Raw genomic sequence first — 21,571 nt, 5'->3', positions numbered from 1 at the left:
AAAGCAGATGAAGTGCAAGTTGCGCAAAAAGAGTTTGAACGACGTTTCCCAGAAACGAAAAATGAGGCTGCTGATACGTGGGGATTAACGAAGAAGTATAATATTCAAAAAATACGTTCTTCCAATGAAGGGAAGTATGAGGATATTATTGATCGAGTAAGTCGTACATACGGAATTCCAAAAACGTTAATTCAAAAAATGATTGAAGTAGAGTCTAATTTTAATCCGAAAACGGTGTCACATGCAGGTGCGATGGGTCTTATGCAGCTTATGCCAGCGAATGTGAAGGAGATGGGTGTGAAGAATCCATTTTCACCAGCTGAAAGTATTGAAGGTGGCGTGAAAGAGTTAAGCGGTTATTTAAAGAAAAATAACGGCGACTTAGTATTGGCGCTTGCTTCTTATAATGCTGGTCCTGGTAATGTGAGAAAGTACGGAGGCGTACCGCCATTTAAAGAAACGCAAGGATATATTAAAAAAATATTAAATATCGACGTTTCAAAATAAGAAGTTTCATATATAGAGAGAACATGAAATTTTCGTGAACATGATATGGGAGTTGGCTAGATTTGAAATTACAAGATGATATTCCGTTAACAATTTATTTTGAAATCGGAAATACGAAAAAGAAAATTGAAGATCTGCTTCATATTACGAAAGGTACATTGTATCGTCTTGAAAATTCAACGAAAAATACGGTGCGTCTTATGCTTGAGAATGAAGAGATTGGAACCGGAAAGATTTTGACGAAGAATGGGAAGATGTACGTTGAAATCGTTGAATTGAAAAGGTAGGGAAGGGGATTGTCATGAGTGGCGAAAAATTAAGCCAAGAGCAAATTGATGCCCTGCTGAAGGCGGTAAATGAAGGCGAGGAAATGCCAGCTTTCGCACAAGAAGCAGGAAAGCAAGAGAAATTTCAAGAGTATGATTTTAATAGACCAGAGAAGTTCGGTGTTGAGCATTTACGGAGTTTGCAAGCGATTGCTTCTACGTTTGGAAAACAGACGTCACAGACGTTATCAGCGCGTATGCGTATTCCAATTGAACTAGAGCCTTCAACAGTTGAACAAGTTCCATTTACGAGTGAGTATGTGGAGAAAATGCCGAAAGATTATTATTTATATTGCGTAATTGATCTCGGTTTACCAGAGCTTGGAGAAATTGTTATTGAGATTGATTTAGCATTTGTTATTTATATTCATGAATGTTGGCTTGGCGGAGATAGTAAGCGTAACTTTACGATGCGCAGACCGTTAACAGCATTTGAGTTTTTAACGCTTGATAATATATTCTTGCTTCTTTGTAAAAATTTAGAGCAATCATTTGAAAGTGTTGTTGCGATTGAACCGAAATTTGTAACGACAGAAACAGATCCGAATGCATTAAAGATTACGACAGCGAGCGATATCATTTCATTACTTAACGTAAATATGAAAACAGAGTTTTGGAATACGACGGTGCGTATCGGAATTCCATTCTTATCTGTTGAAGAAATTATGGATAAGTTAACGTCTGAAAATATTGTCGAACATTCTTCAGATAAACGTAAAAAGTATACGTCTGAAGTGGAAGTGAAAGTAAATCAAGTGTACAAACCTGTTCACGTTGCGATTGGTCAGCAGAAAATGACAATGAGTGAGATTGAACAAATTGAAGAAGGCGATATTATTCCGCTTCATACGAAAGTTTCGGATGAATTACTTGGTTACGTAGATGGAAAGCATAAATTTAATTGTTTTATTGGAAAAGATGGAACGCGTAAGGCGCTCCTATTTAAAAGTTTTGTAGAGTAGGAGGATCCATATGAAGCATGAAGTATCTCCTGTGTCATTAATGGGATTAGAAGATTTTGCAGGAAAGCGAAATGAAGCAGGTAAAGCACATATTGATACTGTTTCAGATATTTCGATTGAACTTGGTGTAAAGCTTGGAAAGTCATCTATTACACTTGGTGATGTAAAGCAGTTAAAAGTGGGCGATGTTCTGGAAGTAGAGAAAAACTTAGGACATAAAGTAGATGTGTATTTAAGTAATATGAAAGTCGGCATCGGTGAAGCAATCGTAATGGACGAGAAATTCGGTATTATCATTTCTGAAATTGAAGCTGATAAGAAACAAGCGGCGCTTATGAAAGCGCAAAGTCAAATGCAAGATAAAGAGTAGAGGAGGAGTCATATGTCGTATATGACGACCTTATTTCAAGTCGTTTTACTGTTTGGTGCGCTCGGTTACGGTGCATATTATATGACAAAAAAGACGCGCAAACAGCAGTTTTTTAAGCAGGGTGAAAATGGCCATATTCAAGTAAAAGACGGCGTGTATTTAAATCATCAAACGAGTGCCTTTTTATTTGAAGTGGACGGAAAGCAAGTGTTCACTGTTATTAGTAATAACGGTGTACAGTCTGTGCAATTAACGGGAACAGGAAATCAGTTTCAACAAGCACTAGAAGACGCGGTGAAGACTGAAACGAAAAAAGTAGAGGATCCATCATGAGAATAAAGAAACAGTTATCATTATTAGCCGTTATTTTCGTATTTTCTATCGTTTTTTCAATTATTTTTGTAAATCCAGCGTATGCGGCCCCGAACGGTTTTATTAATTTCGAAAATGGAAAAGAGTTTACGAGTAATTCAAGTGTACAACTATTTGCGCTCGTTACCCTTTTATCATTATCTTCTTCTATCGTTCTATTATTTACACATTTTACTTATTTTATGATCGTTCTTGGGATTACACGTCAAGGACTTGGGGTAATGAATTTACCACCAAACCAAGTGCTTGTTGGACTTGCATTATTTTTATCACTCTTTACGATGCAGCCTGTACTCGGGCAACTGAAGAGCGATGTGTGGGATCCGATGACGAAAGAGAAAATAACAGTAAGTCAAGCTGCGGAAACGACAGCTCCTATTATGAAAGAATATATGTCAAAGCATACGTATAAGCATGATTTGAAAATGATGCTGAAAGTACGCGGAGAAGAGTTGCCGAAAGATTTGAAAGATCTTTCCTTATTTACACTCGTACCATCCTTTACGTTAACGCAAATTCAAAAAGGTTTACTAACAGGGATGTTCATTTATTTAGCGTTTGTATTTATAGATTTGATTATTAGTACACTTTTAATGTACCTCGGGATGATGATGGTACCGCCGATGATTTTAAGTTTACCGTTTAAAATACTCGTTTTCGTATATTTAGGTGGATATACAAAAATTGTCGATATTATGTTTAAGACGGTCGCCTGAAGCGCTTGATGCTATGTGATAGGAGTCATATAAATGAATACGTCACCAATTATAGATATTTTCCAAACCTTTTTTTATAAAGGGGTTATGATTTTAATGCCGATTGCCGTTGTAAGTCTGATTGTCGTTATTATTATCGCGGTTATTATGGCAATGATGCAAATTCAAGAGCAAACGCTGACGTTTTTACCGAAAATGGCGAGTATTGTGCTCGTTATTATCATTTTAGGTCCGTGGATGTTCCAAGAGTTAACGATGCTTATTTTAGATTTATTTGATAAAATCCCATCGCTATTGCGTTCGTACTAAGATAGGTGAACTGAAATGAATATGGAATTATGGGCGGCGACGTTTTTTGCGTTTTGTCGCATTACTTCATTTTTATATTTTCTACCGTTTTTCTCAGGTCGATCAATTCCGGCGATGGCAAAGGTTACATTTGGACTTGCTCTTTCAATTACAGTGGCCGATCAAGTGGATGTCTCTCACATCAAGACAGTTTGGGACGTTGCAGCTTATGCAGCAACGCAAATTGTAATTGGTTTATCACTTTCAAAAATTGTAGAGATGCTGTGGAACATTCCGAAAATGGCAGGGCATATTTTAGACTTTGATATCGGTTTATCACAAGCAAGTTTGTTTGATGTAAATGCGGGCTCACAGTCTACTTTACTATCAACCATTTTTGATATATTTTTTCTTATTATTTTTATTTCACTTGGCGGCATTAACTATTTCGTTGCCACGATTTTAAAGTCGTTTCAATATACAGAGGCGATTTCAAAATTGTTGACGACTAGTTTTTTAGATAGTCTACTCGCAACGTTATTATTTGCGATAACATCAGCGGTTGAAATTGCTCTGCCGCTTATGGGAAGTTTATTCATCATTAACTTTGTTCTTATTTTAATTGCAAAAAATGCTCCGCAATTAAACGTTTTTATGAATGCATACGTAATTAAAATTACATGTGGTATTTTGTTTATTGCGATGAGTGTACCGATGCTCGGTTATGTGTTTAAAAATATGACGGATGTATTACTTGAAGAGTATACGAAACTATTTAACTTTTTCTTAACGAAGTAGGGGGACGCGCATGGCAAAGGATAATAAAACAGAAAAGGCCACCCCGCAGAAGCGTAAAAAATCGCGTGAAGAAGGGAATATCGCCCGGAGTAAAGATTTAAATAATTTATTTTCCATTCTCGTATTAGCAGTTGTCGTTTACTTTTTCGGAGATTGGCTAGGGTTTGAGATTGCGAATTCCGTAGCGGTGCTGTTTGATCAAATTGGAAAAAATACAGATTCAACCGAGTATTTTTATTTAATGGGGATTTTATTACTGAAAGTATCGGCTCCGATATTAATACTCGTATATGCTTTTCATTTATTCAATTATATGATTCAAGTCGGCTTCCTATTTTCTTCTAAAGTCATTAAACCGAAAGCGTCACGTATTAATCCGAAAAACTATTTTACGAGATTGTTTAGTCGTAAAAGTTTAGTAGATATTTTGAAATCACTGTTTTATATGGGATTAATCGGTTACGTTTCGTACGTTCTCTTTAAAAAGAATTTAGAGAAGATCGTCAGTATGATTGGATTTAACTGGACAGCGTCACTTACTGAAATTATTAGCCAAATTAAATTTATCTTCTTAGCAATTTTAATTATTTTAATCGTTCTTTCTATTATCGATTTCATTTATCAAAAATGGGAGTACGAACAAGATATTAAGATGAAAAAAGAAGAAGTGAAACAAGAGCATAAAGATAATGAAGGGGACCCGCAAGTAAAAGGGAAACGAAAAAACTTTATGCATGCAATCTTGCAAGGAACAATTGCGAAGAAGATGGATGGTGCAACGTTTATTGTAAACAACCCGACGCATATTTCAGTGGTGCTTCGGTACAATAAACAAGTTGATGCAGCACCAATTGTCGTTGCAAAAGGGGAAGATGAGCTCGCATTATATATACGAACGCTTGCCCGTGAACATGAAATACCAATGGTGGAAAACCGTCCGCTTGCTCGTTCTTTATATTATCAAGTCGAGGAAGATGAGACAATTCCTGAAGATTTATACGTAGCTGTAATTGAAGTTATGCGCTATTTAATTCAAACGAATGAACTTGAAGTATAATAGCGCGTTTGGAGGGGATCTCTTTGTTTAAGATGGATTCTGCAAGAACCTATTTTTCTATCTTTTTAGCAGCGTCATTCGTTGTGGCGCTCTTAATTCCACTTCCACCATTTATACTTGATATCGTTATCGTTTTTCTACTAAGTATGTCAGTGCTTATTTATATGCGAGCGACAAGTATTAACGAGTGGGATGAGTTAAAGTCATTTCCGACGATGTTGTTATTAATCGGGATTTTCCGCGTATCGATTAACGTTTCGACGACGCGAGCGATTTTAACAGACGGAAATGCGGGTCATGTTATTGAAGAGTTTGGCCAGTTCGTAATTGGCGGGAACTTATTAATTGGTATCGTTATTTTTATAGTTTTAATCATATTCCAGTTTATCGTTGCAAACGGTGCGTCTCGTACAGCTGAAGTAGCAGCTCGTTTTACACTTGATTCTTTACCAGGGAAACAAATGTCTATCGATGCTGATTTAAACCAGCGTATTATTTCAGAAAAAGATGCACAAGCAAAACGAAAAAAATTAAATATGGAAACAGAGTTTTACGGAGCGATGGATGGTGCCGGAAAGTTCATTAAAGGGGACGTTATTTTCGGGATTGTCATTTTATTCGTAAACATTATTTTCGGTTTAATTGTCGGAATGATGCAGCAAGGAATGAGCTTTGCAGATGCAGCTCTTCATTATACACAGTTAACTGTCGGTGACGGAATCGTAAACCAAATCGGTTCGTTAATGCTTGCAATTTCAACAGGTATTATCGTAACGCGTGTATTTGACGGCTCACCGGATACAGTAACAGAAGGTATCTTTAAAGAGCTATTAGCACATGAAGTCGTTGTATATGCACTTGGTGGTTTATTTATTGCAATGGGTATTTTTACTCCGCTACCGTTTTTACCATTCGCACTCGTTGGTGGAACGATTATCTTCTTAGGCATTCGTAATAAAAATCGAATAAAGAAAGAAAAAGAAGACGAGCTTCAAAAAGAATTAGAAATGATTCAAGGTGAAGATGAGCAACTGCAACAAGTGGAAGATTCATTCGGAGTATTTACGGATAAATATCCGATTATTGTAGAACTCGGTTTAGATTTAGCAGCACTTGTAAAGCAGAAAATTAACGGGGAAACAGCTCGTGATAAAGTTGTTCTTATGCGGAAGTCGATTATTACTGACCTCGGTATTAACGTTCCTGGAATTAACTTTAAAGATAATACGAGCTTTAGACCACGTGGTCGTTACATTATTCGTATTAAAGGTGCGAAGGCGGCTGAAGGTGTTTTAAAATCAGGTTATTTATTAGCACTAAAAACACCGAACGTAATGGCTGATTTAGATGCAGAACCAGCGAAAGATCCAATTTTCGGCGAAGATGGATATTGGATTTTAGAGCATATGGTGCAAGATGCACAAATGAAAGGCTATCAAGTGTTAGAGCCACTTAGCATATTAATTACACATTTAGATGTTGTCGTAAGACGTAATCTGCATGAATTAATTCAGCGCCAACATGTAAAAGACTTAATTAACTCGCTTGAAAATGATAATGGCGTTCTATTAGAAGAGATTAAGAAGAAAGAAATTGATTTATCACTCGTTCAAAATGTTATTAAACAACTTCTAAAAGAAGGTATTTCTATTCGTGATTTACCAACAATTATTGAAGGTATTATTGACGGAAAAGAAGTGTATCAAAATCACGTTGATGGTGTGACATCATTTGTTCGTGAATGTATTTCAAAAGTTATTTGTGAAAATGCGAAAAATCCGGACGGAAAAATTTATGCAGCGCTCTTCTCTGATTCAATTGAGTTAGATGCGGATGTTGTGAATAATTCATATCAAGGTTACTTGTTAAACTGGGATTTAGATTTAGAAACACGTGTCGTTGAGCAAGTGCAGCGCGTCTTTAAGCAAGCACGTTTAATGGGAAGAGAACCAGTGTTATTAACACGTAGAAAAGATTTTAGATTTGCAATTGTAAGACTGCTAGAACGTTATCAAGTAGAAGCACAAGTACTTTGTATTAGCGAATTAGCACCAGAAATTGTTGTGGATCAAATTGCCTATATTGAATAGTAGGGGGTGAAGTAATGGAAAGTACAGAAAAGAAAGAAGCGTTAATGCGAATAAAAGCAGCTTCGAAAAATGAATTGTATCGAAAGTTATTTGACCAATATGGTACAGATTATTATTACGTTGTCGATGAAAGTGTAAAACGAAATATACCGTTTTTCTGGAAAAAGGATTATGAAATGTTAGTTGCTTTTCCAGAAGAAAAACAGGAAGAAGTGAATGAAGGTACAGCTCAATTTCATGAACAGTTAATGGATGTTGTGAATGATCCTTCAGAACAAATTGTGAAGGCGAATGGAATTCAATCAGTACTGCACAATTTAGAAAACGTAACGACTTCTATGTCATACGCGGCAATGCAAACAGGAAATAGTGAAGAATGGGCAAGAAAAAAAGAAAAACTATTAAAGCTGTTTGAAAAAGGAATTGTCGTGGTGAAACAGACGAAAGAAACGGAAGTACCGAAAAAGAAAAAAGTTGTGAAACAAGTCGTTCCGGTAAAGAAAGAAGAAGTAGTTCCAAAGAAAGAAAGTCAAGAATCTGTACCGTTTATTATTCAAAAGGTAATTCGGATGCTAGAACAAAACGATGTGGAACAATATTTCATTTATGCATATGCTGAAAAGTTAAAAATAAAGTTTGAAAATGCAACGATGATTACGGAAGAAGAAGTTATTAGGTACATATTGGAAGATATGAAATCTCATTTCAATACGGAAAACGTCTTTGAAAAAGAAGTACAAACAATTGCATTAATCGGTCCAACTGGTGTTGGTAAAACGACGACGCTTGCGAAAATGGCATGGCAATTTCACGGTAAGAACAAAACAGTTGGTTTTATAACGACAGATCATTCGCGCATAGGGACAGTGCAGCAATTGCAAGATAACGTAAAGACAATTGGATCGGAAGTAATTGCTGTGCGTGATGAAGCTGCAATGACAAGAGCGCTTACGTATTTTAAAGAAGAAGCGCGCGTCGATTATATTTTAATTGATACAGCCGGAAAAAATTATCGTACGACAGAAACAGTAGAAGAAATGATTGAAACGATGGGACAAGTAGAGCCAGATTATATTTGTTTAACGTTATCAGCTTCGATGAAAAGTAAAGATATGATTGAAATCATTACAAACTTTAAAGATATTCATATAGATGGTATTGTGTTTACAAAATTTGATGAAACAGCAAGTAGTGGTGAATTGTTGAAAATTCCAGCAGTATCATCAGCTCCTATTGTATTAATGACAGATGGCCAAGACATAAGGAAAAATATACATATCGCTACAGCTGAACATTTAGCGAAACAAATGTTACAAACATCGTAGAAAAGAGGTGAAGAATAAGGCGCTTGCCTTATTCAAACGAATATGAACGGTCTTTATATAGGTTCTATGGGTATGATGAACTACATGCAGCGAATTAATGTTCATTCGAATAACGTTGCAAATGCTCAAACGACAGGATTTAAAGCAGAAAATATGACGTCTAAAGTATTTGATGTACAAGACACATATCGCCGCGGAGATGGGGCGGTAACAAATATCGGTTCGGTCGATTATGCTGTAGTACCAGCTGCAACACATGTGAATTTAGTACAAGGAAATATACAAATGACAAATAGCGCTACAGATTTCTTTTTAGATGACGGCGCAGCCGGCACAACATCATTTTTCGTTACTTCTAAAAATGATGAAACGTTTTTAACGAGAGATGGTAGTTTCACATTAAATAGTGATCGTTATTTACAAACATCTTCAGGTGCTTTCGTAATGGGAGAGAATAATGAGCGTATTCGTATTCCGGAAGGAGCAAAGGTTGCTGTACAAGCAGACGGTACATTATATGATGAAGTAACACAAAATAATATTGCTCGTTTGCAAACAAAAACAGTAGATGCAGAAACGAATGCTCGTCTCGTACAACGTGAAAATAAAAGCTTTACACTAGCAGAAGGAAACATTGCTAATTTACCGAACGGAACAGGAATAGTAAAAAATCATATGCTAGAAAATTCAAATGTAGATATGACGAAAGAGATGGCCGATCTTATGACGGATCAAAAGATGATTCAAGCATCACAGCGCGTTATGACGTCATTTGATAAAATTTATGAAAAAGAAGCGAATGAAATATTGAGATAAAGGACTTCCAAAAGTGGGAGTCTTTTTTGTTATTGCTTTTATTACAGTTACATCATAAAATGATAATGATTATCAATATCATTTTATCTATTTTCATAAGAACAGAATTTCATAATGACAGCAATATTTGTTTAACTAAGTGAATTAAAAACAAGGGGATGGTGTATATATGTCTACAAAGAATCAACTTTGCATTGGATTATGTTTAATTTCTAGAAAGAAAGAACAAGAGAATGAGTTTAATTCCGGAATTGATGAACAAGTAGAGTTGGCACTACAGGCAGAAAAGGCTAAGTTAGATTTTGTTTTTAAAGCCGATTATTTAGTGGCGCACCCAGATTTAATTGCTCGTAATAAAGGGAATGTCATTTTAGACCCGACGTTACTGTTTACTGCTATTGCTTATGCGACAGAAAAAATTGGAGTCGTTACAACTGCTTCAACTTCGTTTTATCCACCATATATATTAGCAAGGCAATTACAATCGTTACACTGGATTAGTAACGGCCGAGTAGGGTGGAATATTGTTACATCCATTGACGGTGCTGAAAACTTTGGTGAGGAAGAGATGCCATCATCTGAGGAACGATACGCGAAAGCGGCAGAATGTACAGAGTTAGTAAGAAAACTTTGGAGGAGCCATCCTTATGAAGTGTTGAAAATAGATAACACTGAAGTTATTAGAGAGATGGCTAAGCCAATTGAACATAGCGGTGAATATTTTGAGGTAAAAGGTCCACTTAATATTCCGCAGCATATATCAGGAGAAATGCCATTATTTCAAGCCGGTGCTTCAGAGTCTGGTCGGAATTTTGCTGCTTCTGTTGCTGATGCAATTTTTGCTGCAACGCCAGATGTAGAGTCAGGTATTGAACTTCGTCAAGATTTAAGAAGAAGAGCAGAAAAACATGGCCGAAAGCAAGATGCTATACGCGTATTACCTGGATTATACTTCTTTATAGGTGATACATATGAAGAAGCGTTAGAAATGCATAGGCAAGCTCATCAACATCTCACAAAAGAGAAGAGATATGCGTTACTTGAAATGGTTCTCGGATTAGATGCGAGAGGGATTCCGCAAGAAAGTAAAATTACAGAAGAGATGCTGCCAAGTCGGGATCAAACTGTTCGCAGTAAAACTCATGCCGAGTTATTACGGAACTTCATTATTAAAAATGAACCAACAGTTGAACAAATATTAGAACGACCAGAAGTTGTTGGATCGGCTCATTGGGTTGCAGTTGGTACACCAAAAGACGTTGCGAAGCAAATTATGGATAGGCTTGAAGCAGGGGCGTTAGATGGATTTATTGCCATTCCAGGAGGACCTCCAAAGTCACTAGATCTATTCTTTAGTGAAGTCATCCCTTTATTTGTGAAGGCGGGTGTATTTAGGGAAGAGTATACAGGTTCTACTTTACGGGAGCATTTGGCGGGGAACATATTAAATACTTTACAGTTAAAATAAATAATAGTATGTAGAAAAAAGCCTTATTATAAAAGGCTTTTTTTGTTTGAAATTAAAAATTCTGAAATATAAGTTGACTGTATGAATGTTATTTTTTATATTAGTAGGTATAACTATAACTACTAAAGAGGTGAGAGTATGACAACGGCATTATATTTAGAAGATGCATACAAAACGAGTTGCGAAACAGAAGTGATAAAAGTAGAAGGGAATAAAGTATTTCTAAAAGAAACAGTTTTTTATCCAACTGGTGGAGGGCAGGAATGTGATACGGGTGTCATTGTACAAGATGGGTCTGTATTTGAAGTTGAAAAAGTAAAGAGGGAGCAGGGAGAAATAGTTCACTATATAAAAGGTGAAGCTCAAGTAAAATTAGGTCCAGTTAAATTAGAGATGAATTGGGAAAGACGTCATAATTTAATGCGTCATCACTCTTTACTGCATCTTATCGGAGCTGTTGTTTATGAAAAGTATGGAGCACTATGCACCGGAAACCAAATTTACCCTGATAAAGCACGTATCGATTTTAATGAGTTACAAGAGTTATCGAGCGTGGAAGTAGAAGAAATTGTTGAGGAAGTGAATAAACTTATTGAGCAAAATAAAGAAATTTCCACTCGCTATATGAGCCGCGAAGAAGCAGAAAATGCTGTAGGAATGATTAAAACAGCAATAAATCTCCTGCCAACTACTATCCAAGAAATCCGCATTGTTACAATTGAAAATTTAGACGAACAAGCTTGTGGAGGCACACATGTGAAAAATACAAGTGAAATAGGAACACTTGTTATTGATAAAGTAAAAAGTAAAGGGAAGCAAAATCGTCGTTTTGAAGTAAGGGCGATTTAGATTGTGAGGGGTTACCGATGGATGAAATTATAAAGGAATTACAAAAGTTAGGATTTTCCCAGTATGAATGTAAAGCGTATATTGGATTGTTAAAACACTCCCCAGTAACAGGCTATGAAGTGAGTAAACAAACAGGAGTACCTCGTTCTATGATTTACGAGGTACTCGGTAAGTTAATGGATAAAGGAGCGGTGCATATTGTACCTTCTGAACCAGTTAAATATGTACCAGTACCAGCTACCGAATTAATGAATCGAATGCGAAAAGACTTTGAAAAGTCCTTTGAATTTTTAGATGAGAAATTAAATTGTTTAGAACAAGAGCGACAAATAGATGTAATTTCGCATATTCGCTCAAATGATCGTGTTTTAAAAGAAATATGCAATATAATTAATAGGGCAAAGGAAGAATTATGGATTTCTGTATGGGAAGAACAAGTGCATGAAATTGAGCCATACATTCATCAAAAGGAAGAGGAAGGCGTACATATATTTTCAATCTTATTTGGAGCTCCAGAAACAAAAATAGGAGCGACGTTTCACCATAATTATATGACGCCCCACGTTGTTGAAAAGAGAATGGGTGGTCATTTAACTGTTATTGCTCGTGATGGAGAGGAAGTATTAATTGCGAACTTCTCAAATGATAGCACTTCATGGGCCGTTACAACGTATGACCCAGCGCTAGTTCTCGTTGCGACAGAGTATGTGCGGCACGATATTATGGTTGAAGAAATCACAAAGGAATTTGGAGCTGATAAGTTGGATACGTTATGGCGTGAAAATATAGATTTAGTTCATGTCGTAACAGGAAAACGAACTTTAGAAGGAATGGAGGATGATAAGGATGAGTAAAGCTGAGGCACATGTAGCTTTGCAGAGCGATGATACATTTCAGCAAGGAGTAAAAGATTGTTTACCAACTGTATTTGGTTATTTGAGCATCGGTATAGCAGCTGGTGTAATTGCAAAAACAGCAGGTTTTTCTATCATTGAAATTGCATTTATGTCCACTTTAATTTATGCAGGTTCTGCCCAATTTATATTAGCTGGTATGTATGCAGCCGGTGCTCCTGCTTCCGCAATTATTTTCACTGTATTTTTTGTTAATTTACGCCATTTATTAATGAGCGCAGCGCTTGCACCGTACTTTACGAAAATTCCTCTATTTAAAAACTTAATCATCGGTTCGCAAATTACAGATGAAACTTTCGGCGTTGCAGTGCAGCATGCAGCGCAAAAAGGATATTTAGGTGAAAGATGGATGATTGGGCTTAACGTAACAGCGTATTTAAATTGGATACTTGCTACCATTATTGGTGGGCTATTTGGTGAGTGGATACCAGATCCACATACATACGGGATGGATTATGCATTACCAGCGATGTTTATCGGATTATTTGTTCTTCAGCTCATAAGTAGTAAACCAAAACTAGTAATTCATTTAAGTGTTGCAATTGTATCGATTATTATCGCATACGTTTCACACCTATTTATGCCAGATAGTATAGCGGTTATTATCGCAACATTACTAGCTGCGACGATTGGAGTGGTGATTGAAAAATGGAAATGAGATTAGATGTATTATTACTTTTACTAGCAGCAGGAGCTGTTACACTCGTGCCACGTATTTTACCTCTACTCGTATTTAGCAAACTACAAATTCCTGACTGGGGTTTAAAATGGTTAAATTACATACCAATTGCGATATTAGCAGCGCTTTTAGCACAAGTTTTATTTATGCATGAGACGATGCAGTGGGATTATCTTATTGCAGCAATCCCAACATTTCTTGTTGCAATATATACTCGTAGTTTATTAGGTACAGTATTAACGGGAGTGGTTGTGATTATTTTGTTACGTTTCTTTTTCTAAAAAGGATTACGCTCATATAATAGCGAAAAGTGTAATAACATGAAAAATATAGGGGTGGTGTTATGATACTTTTAACGATAGGAGCAATTTTGTTAACGTTGTTTATTTTCTTTATTCTCGGTTTTATTACATTTATGATGTTTGTTGATAAGGCGACGCCTCAAATATATTATACACCTTGTGAATCAGTGACAGTGAAAGCTAAAGGTAAACATAGAAGGAAGAAAAGTTGAAAGTTGGCTTTTCTTCCTTCTTCTATTACATCCCCGAAAGAACTAACAACAACAGCCCAAATAAAAAACTAATAAAGGAAAGAAAACCAATACATATCGAGAACACACGATTATTTCTCCATTCGCGCCAGCAAACGATAAATCCTAAAATACAAAGGAAAAACCAAATGGGCAGGAATATGAACTCGCTAACTTTCTCGGGGAGTAACGAATAAAAAGTTGTTACATATAAGATCCAATTTGTAAAAAATAAAATGCAAATGATAATAGATTGTAAGTAGGGGCGGTTGAAAAATCTCCTTTTTTTTACGGTTTTAAAAATGATAGTTAGCGCTGAGATAAAGGCAATGAGTATGAAAACAAGTAAGAGTAATGTCAGCGTCATTTGATTCTCCTTTATAAGATTGTTTTTATCACGCATGGGCAGTAAGATCCACACCTTAAAACTCAACGTAAGAAAAGAGATTAGGTGGGGGATGAACCCCCCACTGATTGAAGTTTCACTTTACAAGAAATGAATCTATTAAATTGTATGCTTGTTTTGTAGAGTGCCTGTTATATTTTTCAGTGTACGGATTTAGAAATCCATGTTCACCGTGTAGTTGTTTTATTTCTAATAAAGGATTTTTTTGTTGCTGCAATGTTTGAATTAAAGAGGATACTGAAAAACTAGCTTCTTTTTCAGGAAATATAAGTAGTGTAGCGCATGTAGGCTTTATGTGAACATAGTCGCGTATACGAGAACCGTAACATCCGATAATAAAATCTATTTTCGGATTGTTACTACATAGCCATGAGACGGTAGCTCCAACGCTAAAGCCGATAAGACCAATATGTGTATAACTACTAGAAAGATGAGAAATGAATTCTTCAATTTGCTTTTTTCCATAATCAAATCCAATATGATTTACAAAATGTTCATATGCTTTTTCTTCATCACTATAATGAAATGCATGTTGCGATTGTAGAAGATTAGGACAGAATACGTCTATATGAGATGAAGTAAAGTGCTGGGTAACGTGATGCATATGGTCGTTCACACCATATATTTCATGAACAATAACGAGAGCTAATTTTTCCTTCATAGTTATATTGTGCCTCTTTGAAACTTAAATTCTTTCTCAACAAGGCAAATACGCAGGTGGAAGTTTTCATACCATTGCTCACGACCTCTTTTTTTCGCTTCTTTATGTAAGGTGTTCTTTTTCCAATTTTCAATCGCATCAAGTGATTCCCAATAAGAAATTGTTATTCCGAGTCCAGAATTACCTCTTGCACTTTCTACACCTAAAAATCCAGGTTGTTGCTTTGCAAGTTCCTCCATTTTTCCGGCAACGGTATTATAGTCTGTTGTATCATTTGATAAATTAGAAGTGAATATCACCGCATAATAATGATTCGCCTTTTGTGAAGCATTTTCCATATAAATTCCCCCTTTAATAAGTATTTTAGCATGTAAAAAAAAGAAAAGAAGCACGACGCTTCTTTTATTTTTTACGCTGTGAATTTTAATCCAGCATATATTTTACGACCTTTTTTTTGAATCCAACATACTTGTGCATTTCTCTTTTGAATATTACGTTCTTCCATTGTTATTTGTATAATTTGGTCAATCACAAGAGGGATGTTCGTTTGTACTTGGCACCCACCTGTACTATAGTCGATAATGGTCGCTTCAATCGGCATTCCATTCATATGCAATGTTCCAGAAGACATCAGTTGCTCACGTATATGTTGCCTGCGAAATTGTCTTGGTGTTTTTTATGAAAGATGCAATTGCTAGTGTAAGAAATGCTTTATCGTACACCTTTTCCACCCGGTTATTAACCGGTTTACTAAATAAATGAAGAATGAGTTTACAATATTGCTCATGGGATACATCATCAAATGATACACCAACTTGTACAGAATTTTCTTGTCTCCGAATCCATTTTTTTGTACTATGAATCTTTTCTACCTCGCCAAAAGATAGCGTATAGGAAGATAGACTTGATAAAGTTTCAAATGGAATGGAGGAATCTAATTCAAAACGTGCCCCCGTTTCACTAATATCAAGGACATGGCAAGAAATGATCATATCTTTGGCATATAAAGTACTTGGTAAATTTACTACGAAACGTTCTGAATTTCGAAAACGCGGTCTTTCAAATGCTACAAATAGTGAAGTGACAATAGCTATCCCGTTGTATAGTACCCAGAAAATATTAATATATAAGCTCTCTCTTTCAATATGATATTGCTCAGGATGTAAGAGCATAAGTGTTGCTCGAATCAGTGCAATAATTGTTAAAATGAGTAATACGAGGTGAAGGACGCTTGTAATCCATAAAAAATGCCTTGTATTATTTTGAACTCCCTTTCTTGTTACATGAAATTGGAACTTTTTACGTAAGAAAGTTTCTGATAAAATAGCAAATCCCATATAAGGAGCCATAGCAACTTCGTACACATGACTCCACGTAGTTGTGCGTTTCTTATTAGAAACAGCTTTGAAAATAAGCTGTGATGTTAAAAAGGCAGGTGCCCAAAACATAAATAAGTGCATGAAATTAATTTCTAAACTATAAATATCAAATACTAAAAATAATAGCGGTGCTAGTAAAAATATCATTTTATAAACACCGAAAAACCAATAATGGATTCCATCTGCATATAAAAGACGCTGCATAAAAGATAATCCTTTTATAGTGAAAGGATTATCTTTTATGCAGCGTCTTGAATATTCCCTCTACACCAGCGGTCACGCTGTTTTAATAAATCACTAAATGTTTCTGGGGATAATCCAACAGCTAGTGTTTCATTGACAAATATAGTTTCCCATTTGTTAGCTTGTAGTAGCATACCAGTTGCCATATCCTCAGTAATAACTCCAGTCGCAAATCCTCCAATTTCTTCAAGAGCGGTGCGGCGAAATAGAGCGTTACTACCAACATACATCGTAGCATTAAAGCGATCTTTTCCTTCTTCTAACTGGCGCATAAAGAAATCTTGTTCATTGGCGATGTTATCTTCAAAAAACAAATTATATTGGAAAGGATCAGCATTATAAAAAACTTGTGGTGCTTGAACGAATACAACATTATTTTTAGAAAAATAACCAATCGTTCGCTCTAAAAAGTTAGCTCGTGGTATCATATCAGCATCCATTGTTACGATAATATCACCTTTTGAATGAAGCATCGCATGATTTAAATTTCCAGCTTTTGCATGCTTATTTTCGGTGCGAGTTATGTGATGAACAGAAAACTCTGCCGCAAGTTGCTTTACACTTTCACGGCGCCCGTCGTCACAAATATAAATGTTTAGTAACTCTTTCGGATAAGTAATCAACGTACAGCCAGCTACAGTACGTTTTAACAAATCGATCGGTTCATTGTAAGTTGCGATAAATATGTCGACAGTAGGTAGTTTTTCAAAATTGGATAATGGTATTTCTTTTCGTTTATATGGTTTCCATGAAACAATGCTGAAAACGATAGATTGTAAGTAACCAGCCCATTCTGTAATTAACAATATAATACCAGCGATAATACTTATGAGATTAATAGTTGGTAACGAATAAAAAGTTCGCCAAATAAGATAAATAGCATTACAAATGAGAAATAGAATAATAAGTAATTTTTTTGACCATAAATATTTGTGTGCAAGGGCGTAAGTAATAATGATTACGAAAAAAATAATACCTAAACCTTCGTATATAGAAAGGCTCATACAATTCCTCCTTTATGTATAGAGTGGGAAAAATAAAAATATATCATTAGTATATAAAGATTTAATTATTTCTAGATTATACAATATCACAAAATATAGGGTTAGAGTATAAATTTTACATTTTCTTATTATAAGCTTAAAAAAATTAGAAGAAATAATAGTTGTATTTTTGATTCATAAGAAAAATGCCACTTCAAAAGAGAAGTGGCATTTCTTATATTTCCTCTAAGCTATTAACTGGAACAGTTAATTCGCGTCCTGGGTTTTTTACTTCATATATGCGGGCGGTTTCATTGCTTTCATCGACGTGTTGAATCATAACAGGCATGCCTTGAAAACTGACATTGGCTTGTTCCGCTGACACAGAAAGCTCTATTGCACGTTGTATATTCATTTATATTCCTCCCATCATTATTATCTTTGCTAAAAAAGAGGAATAATATACCATTTAGAGACATTCTTAAAGTTTTTGTATTATTTGTAATGTTTCTTTAATAAATGAAGAAAAGATGGAATCAGGATAACCATCTATCGTTTGAACTGCTTCTTTTGCTTCTGTCAGAGCAGCTGGTTTATCTTGAAGTTCTATATGACACAGGGCACGATATGATCCAGCTGTTAATAACCATGACTGATCAAGTGGATGACTCATATAATCTGGAATATTAGCACGTTTTAATGTTTCTAAAGCTTCCTCGTAACGTTTTAAACCATACAGAGATTTTCCTTTTTCAAGATAATACAATCCATCGTCTTGAAAAATCGGTACATCTTTTAGTTTTTCTCGGAATTGTTCTAAATGTTCTAATGCAATTGTATATTCATTCGTAACGGTATTGTAGTAATAAGCTTTTAATATATCTATATTTGCAGCGGATAAAGTATCTTCTGTAAAAATGGCAAATTGCTCCGATTTTTTTATGTAATATAAATATCGTTCTTTATCTGTTGTAATGATTTTTTGATAAGATAAAATACGGTAAAATTCATCTGTTTTATAATAAACTTGATGTTTTTTTGAAAATGTAAGTGCATCTAAAATGATTTTTTCACATTTTTCATAATTACCATATGCGAGTAAAATAATTGCTTCTTTTAAATATAATTGTATATGTGTAATAAGATCCATTTCTAAATTCTTCGTTTTATATTCATCGCGAATTTGGGTAATCAACTGTAAACATTCTTTATATTTTTTCCGTTTGTAGAGCATATAGTAAAACAGTAGTTTCGTTTCAGTACTTTCGCGATACAAAGTATATTTTTCAAATATAGAAACAGCTGTTTCAACGTAATATTCAATATTGTAATCGTTCATAATAGCCGCTCCAGTTATGAACTGTTTATATAAACGTGCTGTATTTAAAGTAAGAGGTAGTTCTTTTTGAACGATAGGTAGTAAAGTTTCATATACTTCATCGCATTTATTTGCTTTTATTAATGGCTCCATTTTTTGAATGAGTGCTACAATTTCTACATCATCTTCTTCTAATAAAAAACTCGTTTCACATCCAAGTTTTTCAGCAATATATTGTAATGTTTTCATGGAAGGCGTAGCTTTTCCATTTTCAATTTGGCTGAGCATACTTTTTGTCAGTTCTGAACCTGCTAGTTCTGTTTGCGTAAGCTTTTTTTCTTTTCGCAATGCTTTAATTTTTTCTCCGAGAGTAGTCATATTGTAGCTCCTTTATGAATAAAAAGTTAAATGTGATTAAACTTTTGGTTGTAAAAGTTGGAAAGTTGATTATATAATAAGTTTAACACAATTTAACTTTTAAGGGGAGAGAGTCAAAAATGGGAGATATAAGTATAGGACAACATGATTCAAGAATGAAGATTGCAACGAGAAATATCATTTTAATGATGATTGGAAAAATGACGTCTTTATTAGGCGCAGGTATTTATACGTTCGCAATGGGGTTATATGTATTAAAGACTACTGGTTCAGGGATGGGGTTTGCAATTACGCTCGTTTGCGGATCACTTCCAAGGATGATCTGTGGCCCAATTGCTGGTGCTGTAGCAGACCGTGTGAATCGAAAATGGCTTGTCATTGGTACTGATTTATTAAGTAGTTTAACGATGCTTAGTATGTTTATTCTTGCTACTATATTTGGACCATCACTTCTTTTTATTTATATTTCAGCAGCATTATTATCAATTTGTGCAAGTTTTTATTCCGTTGCATTAACTTCGTCTATTCCGAGTTTAGTAGATGAAGGACGTATTCAAAAAGCGAGTGCTTTAAATCAAACGGCGGCTTCTTTATCAAATATTTTAGGGCCGATTATTGGCGGAGTTGTATATGGTTTCTTTTCAATTAAATCGTTTTTCCTATTAAATAGTATTACGTTCTTTTTAGCAGTTATTTTGCAATTATTTATCGTATTTGATTTATATAAAAAAGAAGTGGCTGAGAGTACAGAGCATTTCTTGACGAGTATAAAAGAAGGTTTTTTATATGTAAAAAGACAACGTGAAATATATGGTTTAATGAAAATAGCATTGTGGGTAAACTTTTTTGCGTGTGGTCTAACAGTTGCACTTCCATACATTATCGTCCATACATTGCATTTATCTTCAAAGCAACTCGGTACTGTAGAGGGAATGTTAGCAGTCGGGATGTTAATGGGAGCGATTGCTTTATCAGTGCGTAAAGAAGTGAATAATCCGTTTCGTTCTATTTATACTGGACTGTTTTTGTTTGCAGGTTTAAGTTTATGTACAGTCTTTCCGTTGTTAGTTATCATTCCAAAATTAGCAAGTTTTATTTACTATATTGCTTTTATGATGTTAACTGGTATAGCAATTATGATTGTAAACATTCCAATGCAAGTACATATGCAAAAAACGACAGACCCGAGCTACCTAGGGCGTGTGTTTGGCCTACTTGAAACAATTGCGACTGCAATCGCACCACTTGGTATGATTGTATATGGACTACTATTAGATATGTTGCCAACTAGCATTGTTATGATGACAATAGGTGGAGGTTTATTGTTAGTTGTATTAGTTGGAGTAAAGCAACATATGGCGAAAAAACAAGTAGATGTGTCCGCTTAAAAATCAGAAAATAATAAAAATTTGACTTATTATTATAAAAATGACTAAATTGGTATTTTAGTTTTTGAAACTCTTTTTCATGTATGTTAAAGTAAAGTGAGCTTGCAAAGAAAAGGAGACAACAGCATGAAAAAATTAAGTTTTGTTATGCTTTTTCTATTAGTCGTAATGGCTGGATGTAGCAATTATGACACATATATTGAAACAGGTATGCAATCATTGAAAGATGAAAAGTATAGTGATGCAACAATGTGGTTCGAAAAAGCAGAAAAAGAGAAATCAGGAAATGAAGCCAAATCATATAAAGAAGTTGCTGAGAAAATGGATCACGGAGCAACAGCATTAAAAGACGGTAAGTATTTAGAAGCGAAAGACATTGCAAATGAAGTGTTACAAAAGAAAAAAGATGATGAACTTGAAAAAGCCGTAACATCAAATGCAGAGAATATGCTTCAAAAAGCAAAAGATGTGGAAGAGAAAGTAAATGAAAGAGTGGCAAAGCGTAGAAAGGTAGAAGAAGAAGGAATCGATAAAATTATTAAAGCTGTCGATAGTATAGATGAAGTGAAAGAAAAAGAGAAGAAAGTATCAGAAGCATTAGATAAGGCTGAAGAGGCGCAAGCAAAAATTGAGGCAAAGAAAAATAAATAGATTTATAGTTTAAAAGGCTGTCGTGCATAACGACAGCCTTTTAATTTTTTGTTGCAAATGAAGTGATGCTCTGTAGTAAAAAAGAAATGATTTTA

The 21,571-nt window shown here is 35.0% G+C and carries 25 protein-coding genes and 1 pseudogene; 20 read left to right on the top strand and 6 right to left on the bottom strand.

Going from position 1 to position 21,571, the window contains the following annotated elements; translation table 11 throughout:
• The 18 genes from MR170_RS23910 to MR170_RS23825 all read left to right on the top strand — a co-directional run.
• The coding region (locus MR170_RS23910; RefSeq protein WP_242309587.1) for a lytic transglycosylase domain-containing protein at nt 1–507 on the top strand (507 nt) is incomplete at its 5' end.
• A gap of 62 nt (nt 508–569) precedes the next feature.
• Complete coding sequence (locus tag MR170_RS23905; protein ID WP_000775712.1) at nt 570–794, top strand: flagellar motor switch protein FliN; 225 nt, start codon at nt 570–572, stop codon at nt 792–794.
• A 14-nt stretch (nt 795–808) separates the two neighbouring features.
• Nucleotides 809–1,795: a flagellar motor switch protein FliM gene (fliM, locus tag MR170_RS23900; protein ID WP_000012363.1), complete on the top strand. Its 987-nt coding sequence runs from the start codon at nt 809–811 to the stop codon at nt 1,793–1,795.
• Between the two features lie 10 nt (nt 1,796–1,805).
• Entirely contained in the window at nt 1,806–2,165 is a 360-nt protein-coding gene (fliN, locus tag MR170_RS23895; protein ID WP_000680010.1) for a flagellar motor switch protein FliN, read from the top strand.
• 12 nt (nt 2,166–2,177) lie between these two features.
• A complete protein-coding gene (locus MR170_RS23890; protein WP_000121178.1) occupies nt 2,178–2,498 on the top strand; it encodes a hypothetical protein in 321 nt (106 codons plus the stop codon).
• Entirely contained in the window at nt 2,495–3,253 is a 759-nt protein-coding gene (locus tag MR170_RS23885; protein ID WP_001220582.1) for a flagellar type III secretion system pore protein FliP, read from the top strand. The genes MR170_RS23890 and MR170_RS23885 overlap by 4 nt, the downstream gene beginning before the upstream one ends.
• 33 nt (nt 3,254–3,286) lie before the next feature.
• Complete coding sequence (locus tag MR170_RS23880; RefSeq protein WP_001098080.1) at nt 3,287–3,562, top strand: flagellar biosynthetic protein FliQ; 276 nt, start codon at nt 3,287–3,289, stop codon at nt 3,560–3,562.
• Between the two features lie 15 nt (nt 3,563–3,577).
• A complete protein-coding gene (locus MR170_RS23875; protein ID WP_001055695.1) occupies nt 3,578–4,339 on the top strand; it encodes a flagellar biosynthetic protein FliR in 762 nt (253 codons plus the stop codon).
• Nucleotides 4,340–4,349: 10 nt separating this feature from the next.
• Nucleotides 4,350–5,396: a flagellar type III secretion system protein FlhB gene (gene flhB, locus MR170_RS23870; RefSeq protein ID WP_065228577.1), complete on the top strand. Its 1,047-nt coding sequence runs from the start codon at nt 4,350–4,352 to the stop codon at nt 5,394–5,396.
• A 23-nt stretch (nt 5,397–5,419) separates the two neighbouring features.
• Nucleotides 5,420–7,486 (top strand): flagellar biosynthesis protein FlhA, encoded by a 2,067-nt coding sequence (gene flhA, locus MR170_RS23865; RefSeq protein ID WP_029441911.1) that lies wholly within the window; start codon nt 5,420–5,422, stop codon nt 7,484–7,486.
• 14 nt (nt 7,487–7,500) lie between these two features.
• A complete protein-coding gene (gene flhF / locus MR170_RS23860; RefSeq protein ID WP_000446182.1) occupies nt 7,501–8,811 on the top strand; it encodes a flagellar biosynthesis GTPase FlhF in 1,311 nt (436 codons plus the stop codon).
• A gap of 42 nt (nt 8,812–8,853) precedes the next feature.
• Entirely contained in the window at nt 8,854–9,627 is a 774-nt protein-coding gene (locus MR170_RS23855; protein ID WP_001013934.1) for a flagellar basal-body rod protein FlgG, read from the top strand.
• A gap of 169 nt (nt 9,628–9,796) precedes the next feature.
• A complete protein-coding gene (locus tag MR170_RS23850; RefSeq protein ID WP_029441914.1) occupies nt 9,797–11,095 on the top strand; it encodes an NtaA/DmoA family FMN-dependent monooxygenase in 1,299 nt (432 codons plus the stop codon).
• A gap of 138 nt (nt 11,096–11,233) precedes the next feature.
• Complete coding sequence (locus MR170_RS23845) at nt 11,234–11,944, top strand: alanyl-tRNA editing protein (protein ID WP_029441915.1); 711 nt, start codon at nt 11,234–11,236, stop codon at nt 11,942–11,944.
• Between the two features lie 17 nt (nt 11,945–11,961).
• Nucleotides 11,962–12,798: a TrmB family transcriptional regulator gene (locus MR170_RS23840; protein ID WP_029441916.1), complete on the top strand. Its 837-nt coding sequence runs from the start codon at nt 11,962–11,964 to the stop codon at nt 12,796–12,798.
• Entirely contained in the window at nt 12,791–13,516 is a 726-nt protein-coding gene (locus tag MR170_RS23835; protein WP_016082166.1) for an AzlC family ABC transporter permease, read from the top strand. The genes MR170_RS23840 and MR170_RS23835 overlap by 8 nt, the downstream gene beginning before the upstream one ends.
• Complete coding sequence (locus MR170_RS23830) at nt 13,507–13,818, top strand: AzlD domain-containing protein (protein ID WP_000425944.1); 312 nt, start codon at nt 13,507–13,509, stop codon at nt 13,816–13,818. The genes MR170_RS23835 and MR170_RS23830 overlap by 10 nt, the downstream gene beginning before the upstream one ends.
• A 62-nt stretch (nt 13,819–13,880) precedes the next feature.
• On the top strand, nt 13,881–14,051 hold the full coding sequence (locus tag MR170_RS23825) for a DUF3951 domain-containing protein (RefSeq protein ID WP_000602245.1): 171 nt from the start codon (nt 13,881–13,883) through the stop codon (nt 14,049–14,051).
• A 25-nt stretch (nt 14,052–14,076) separates the two neighbouring features.
• Here the strand turns inward: MR170_RS23825 and MR170_RS23820 are convergent, their stop codons facing one another.
• The 6 genes and pseudogenes from MR170_RS23820 to MR170_RS23795 form a co-directional block, all read right to left on the bottom strand.
• A complete protein-coding gene (locus MR170_RS23820) occupies nt 14,077–14,436 on the bottom strand; it encodes a hypothetical protein (RefSeq protein WP_050843184.1) in 360 nt (119 codons plus the stop codon).
• A 115-nt stretch (nt 14,437–14,551) separates the two neighbouring features.
• Nucleotides 14,552–15,136, bottom strand: a complete 585-nt coding sequence (locus tag MR170_RS23815; protein ID WP_242309584.1) for a dienelactone hydrolase family protein — start codon at nt 15,134–15,136, stop codon at nt 14,552–14,554.
• 2 nt (nt 15,137–15,138) lie between these two features.
• A complete protein-coding gene (locus MR170_RS23810; RefSeq protein WP_029441919.1) occupies nt 15,139–15,474 on the bottom strand; it encodes an antibiotic biosynthesis monooxygenase family protein in 336 nt (111 codons plus the stop codon).
• Nucleotides 15,475–15,545: 71 nt separating this feature from the next.
• Nucleotides 15,546–17,762: pseudogene (locus MR170_RS23805) on the bottom strand (glycosyltransferase).
• A gap of 214 nt (nt 17,763–17,976) precedes the next feature.
• Entirely contained in the window at nt 17,977–18,156 is a 180-nt protein-coding gene (locus tag MR170_RS23800) for an H-type small acid-soluble spore protein (RefSeq protein WP_001025734.1), read from the bottom strand.
• A 66-nt stretch (nt 18,157–18,222) separates the two neighbouring features.
• Nucleotides 18,223–19,437, bottom strand: coding sequence for a helix-turn-helix domain-containing protein (locus MR170_RS23795; RefSeq protein WP_242309582.1), 1,215 nt, complete (start codon nt 19,435–19,437; stop codon nt 18,223–18,225).
• Between the two features lie 119 nt (nt 19,438–19,556).
• Here MR170_RS23795 and MR170_RS23790 point away from each other — a divergent pair, with 119 nt between their 5' ends.
• Together MR170_RS23790 and MR170_RS23785 are read left to right on the top strand one after the other, a co-directional pair.
• Complete coding sequence (locus MR170_RS23790) at nt 19,557–20,825, top strand: MFS transporter (RefSeq protein WP_016082160.1); 1,269 nt, start codon at nt 19,557–19,559, stop codon at nt 20,823–20,825.
• Nucleotides 20,826–20,951: 126 nt separating this feature from the next.
• A complete protein-coding gene (locus MR170_RS23785) occupies nt 20,952–21,476 on the top strand; it encodes a COG3014 family protein (RefSeq protein WP_000736437.1) in 525 nt (174 codons plus the stop codon).
• The last annotated feature ends 95 nt before the right edge of the window (nt 21,477–21,571 follow it).

It is taken from the genome of Bacillus cereus group sp. BfR-BA-01524 (assembly GCF_022662595.1).
Taxonomy (GTDB): Bacteria; Bacillota; Bacilli; order Bacillales; family Bacillaceae_G; genus Bacillus_A; species Bacillus_A thuringiensis_S.
Note: the sequence above shows the minus strand (reverse complement) of the source record. Positions and strands in the feature narration are given on the sequence as shown.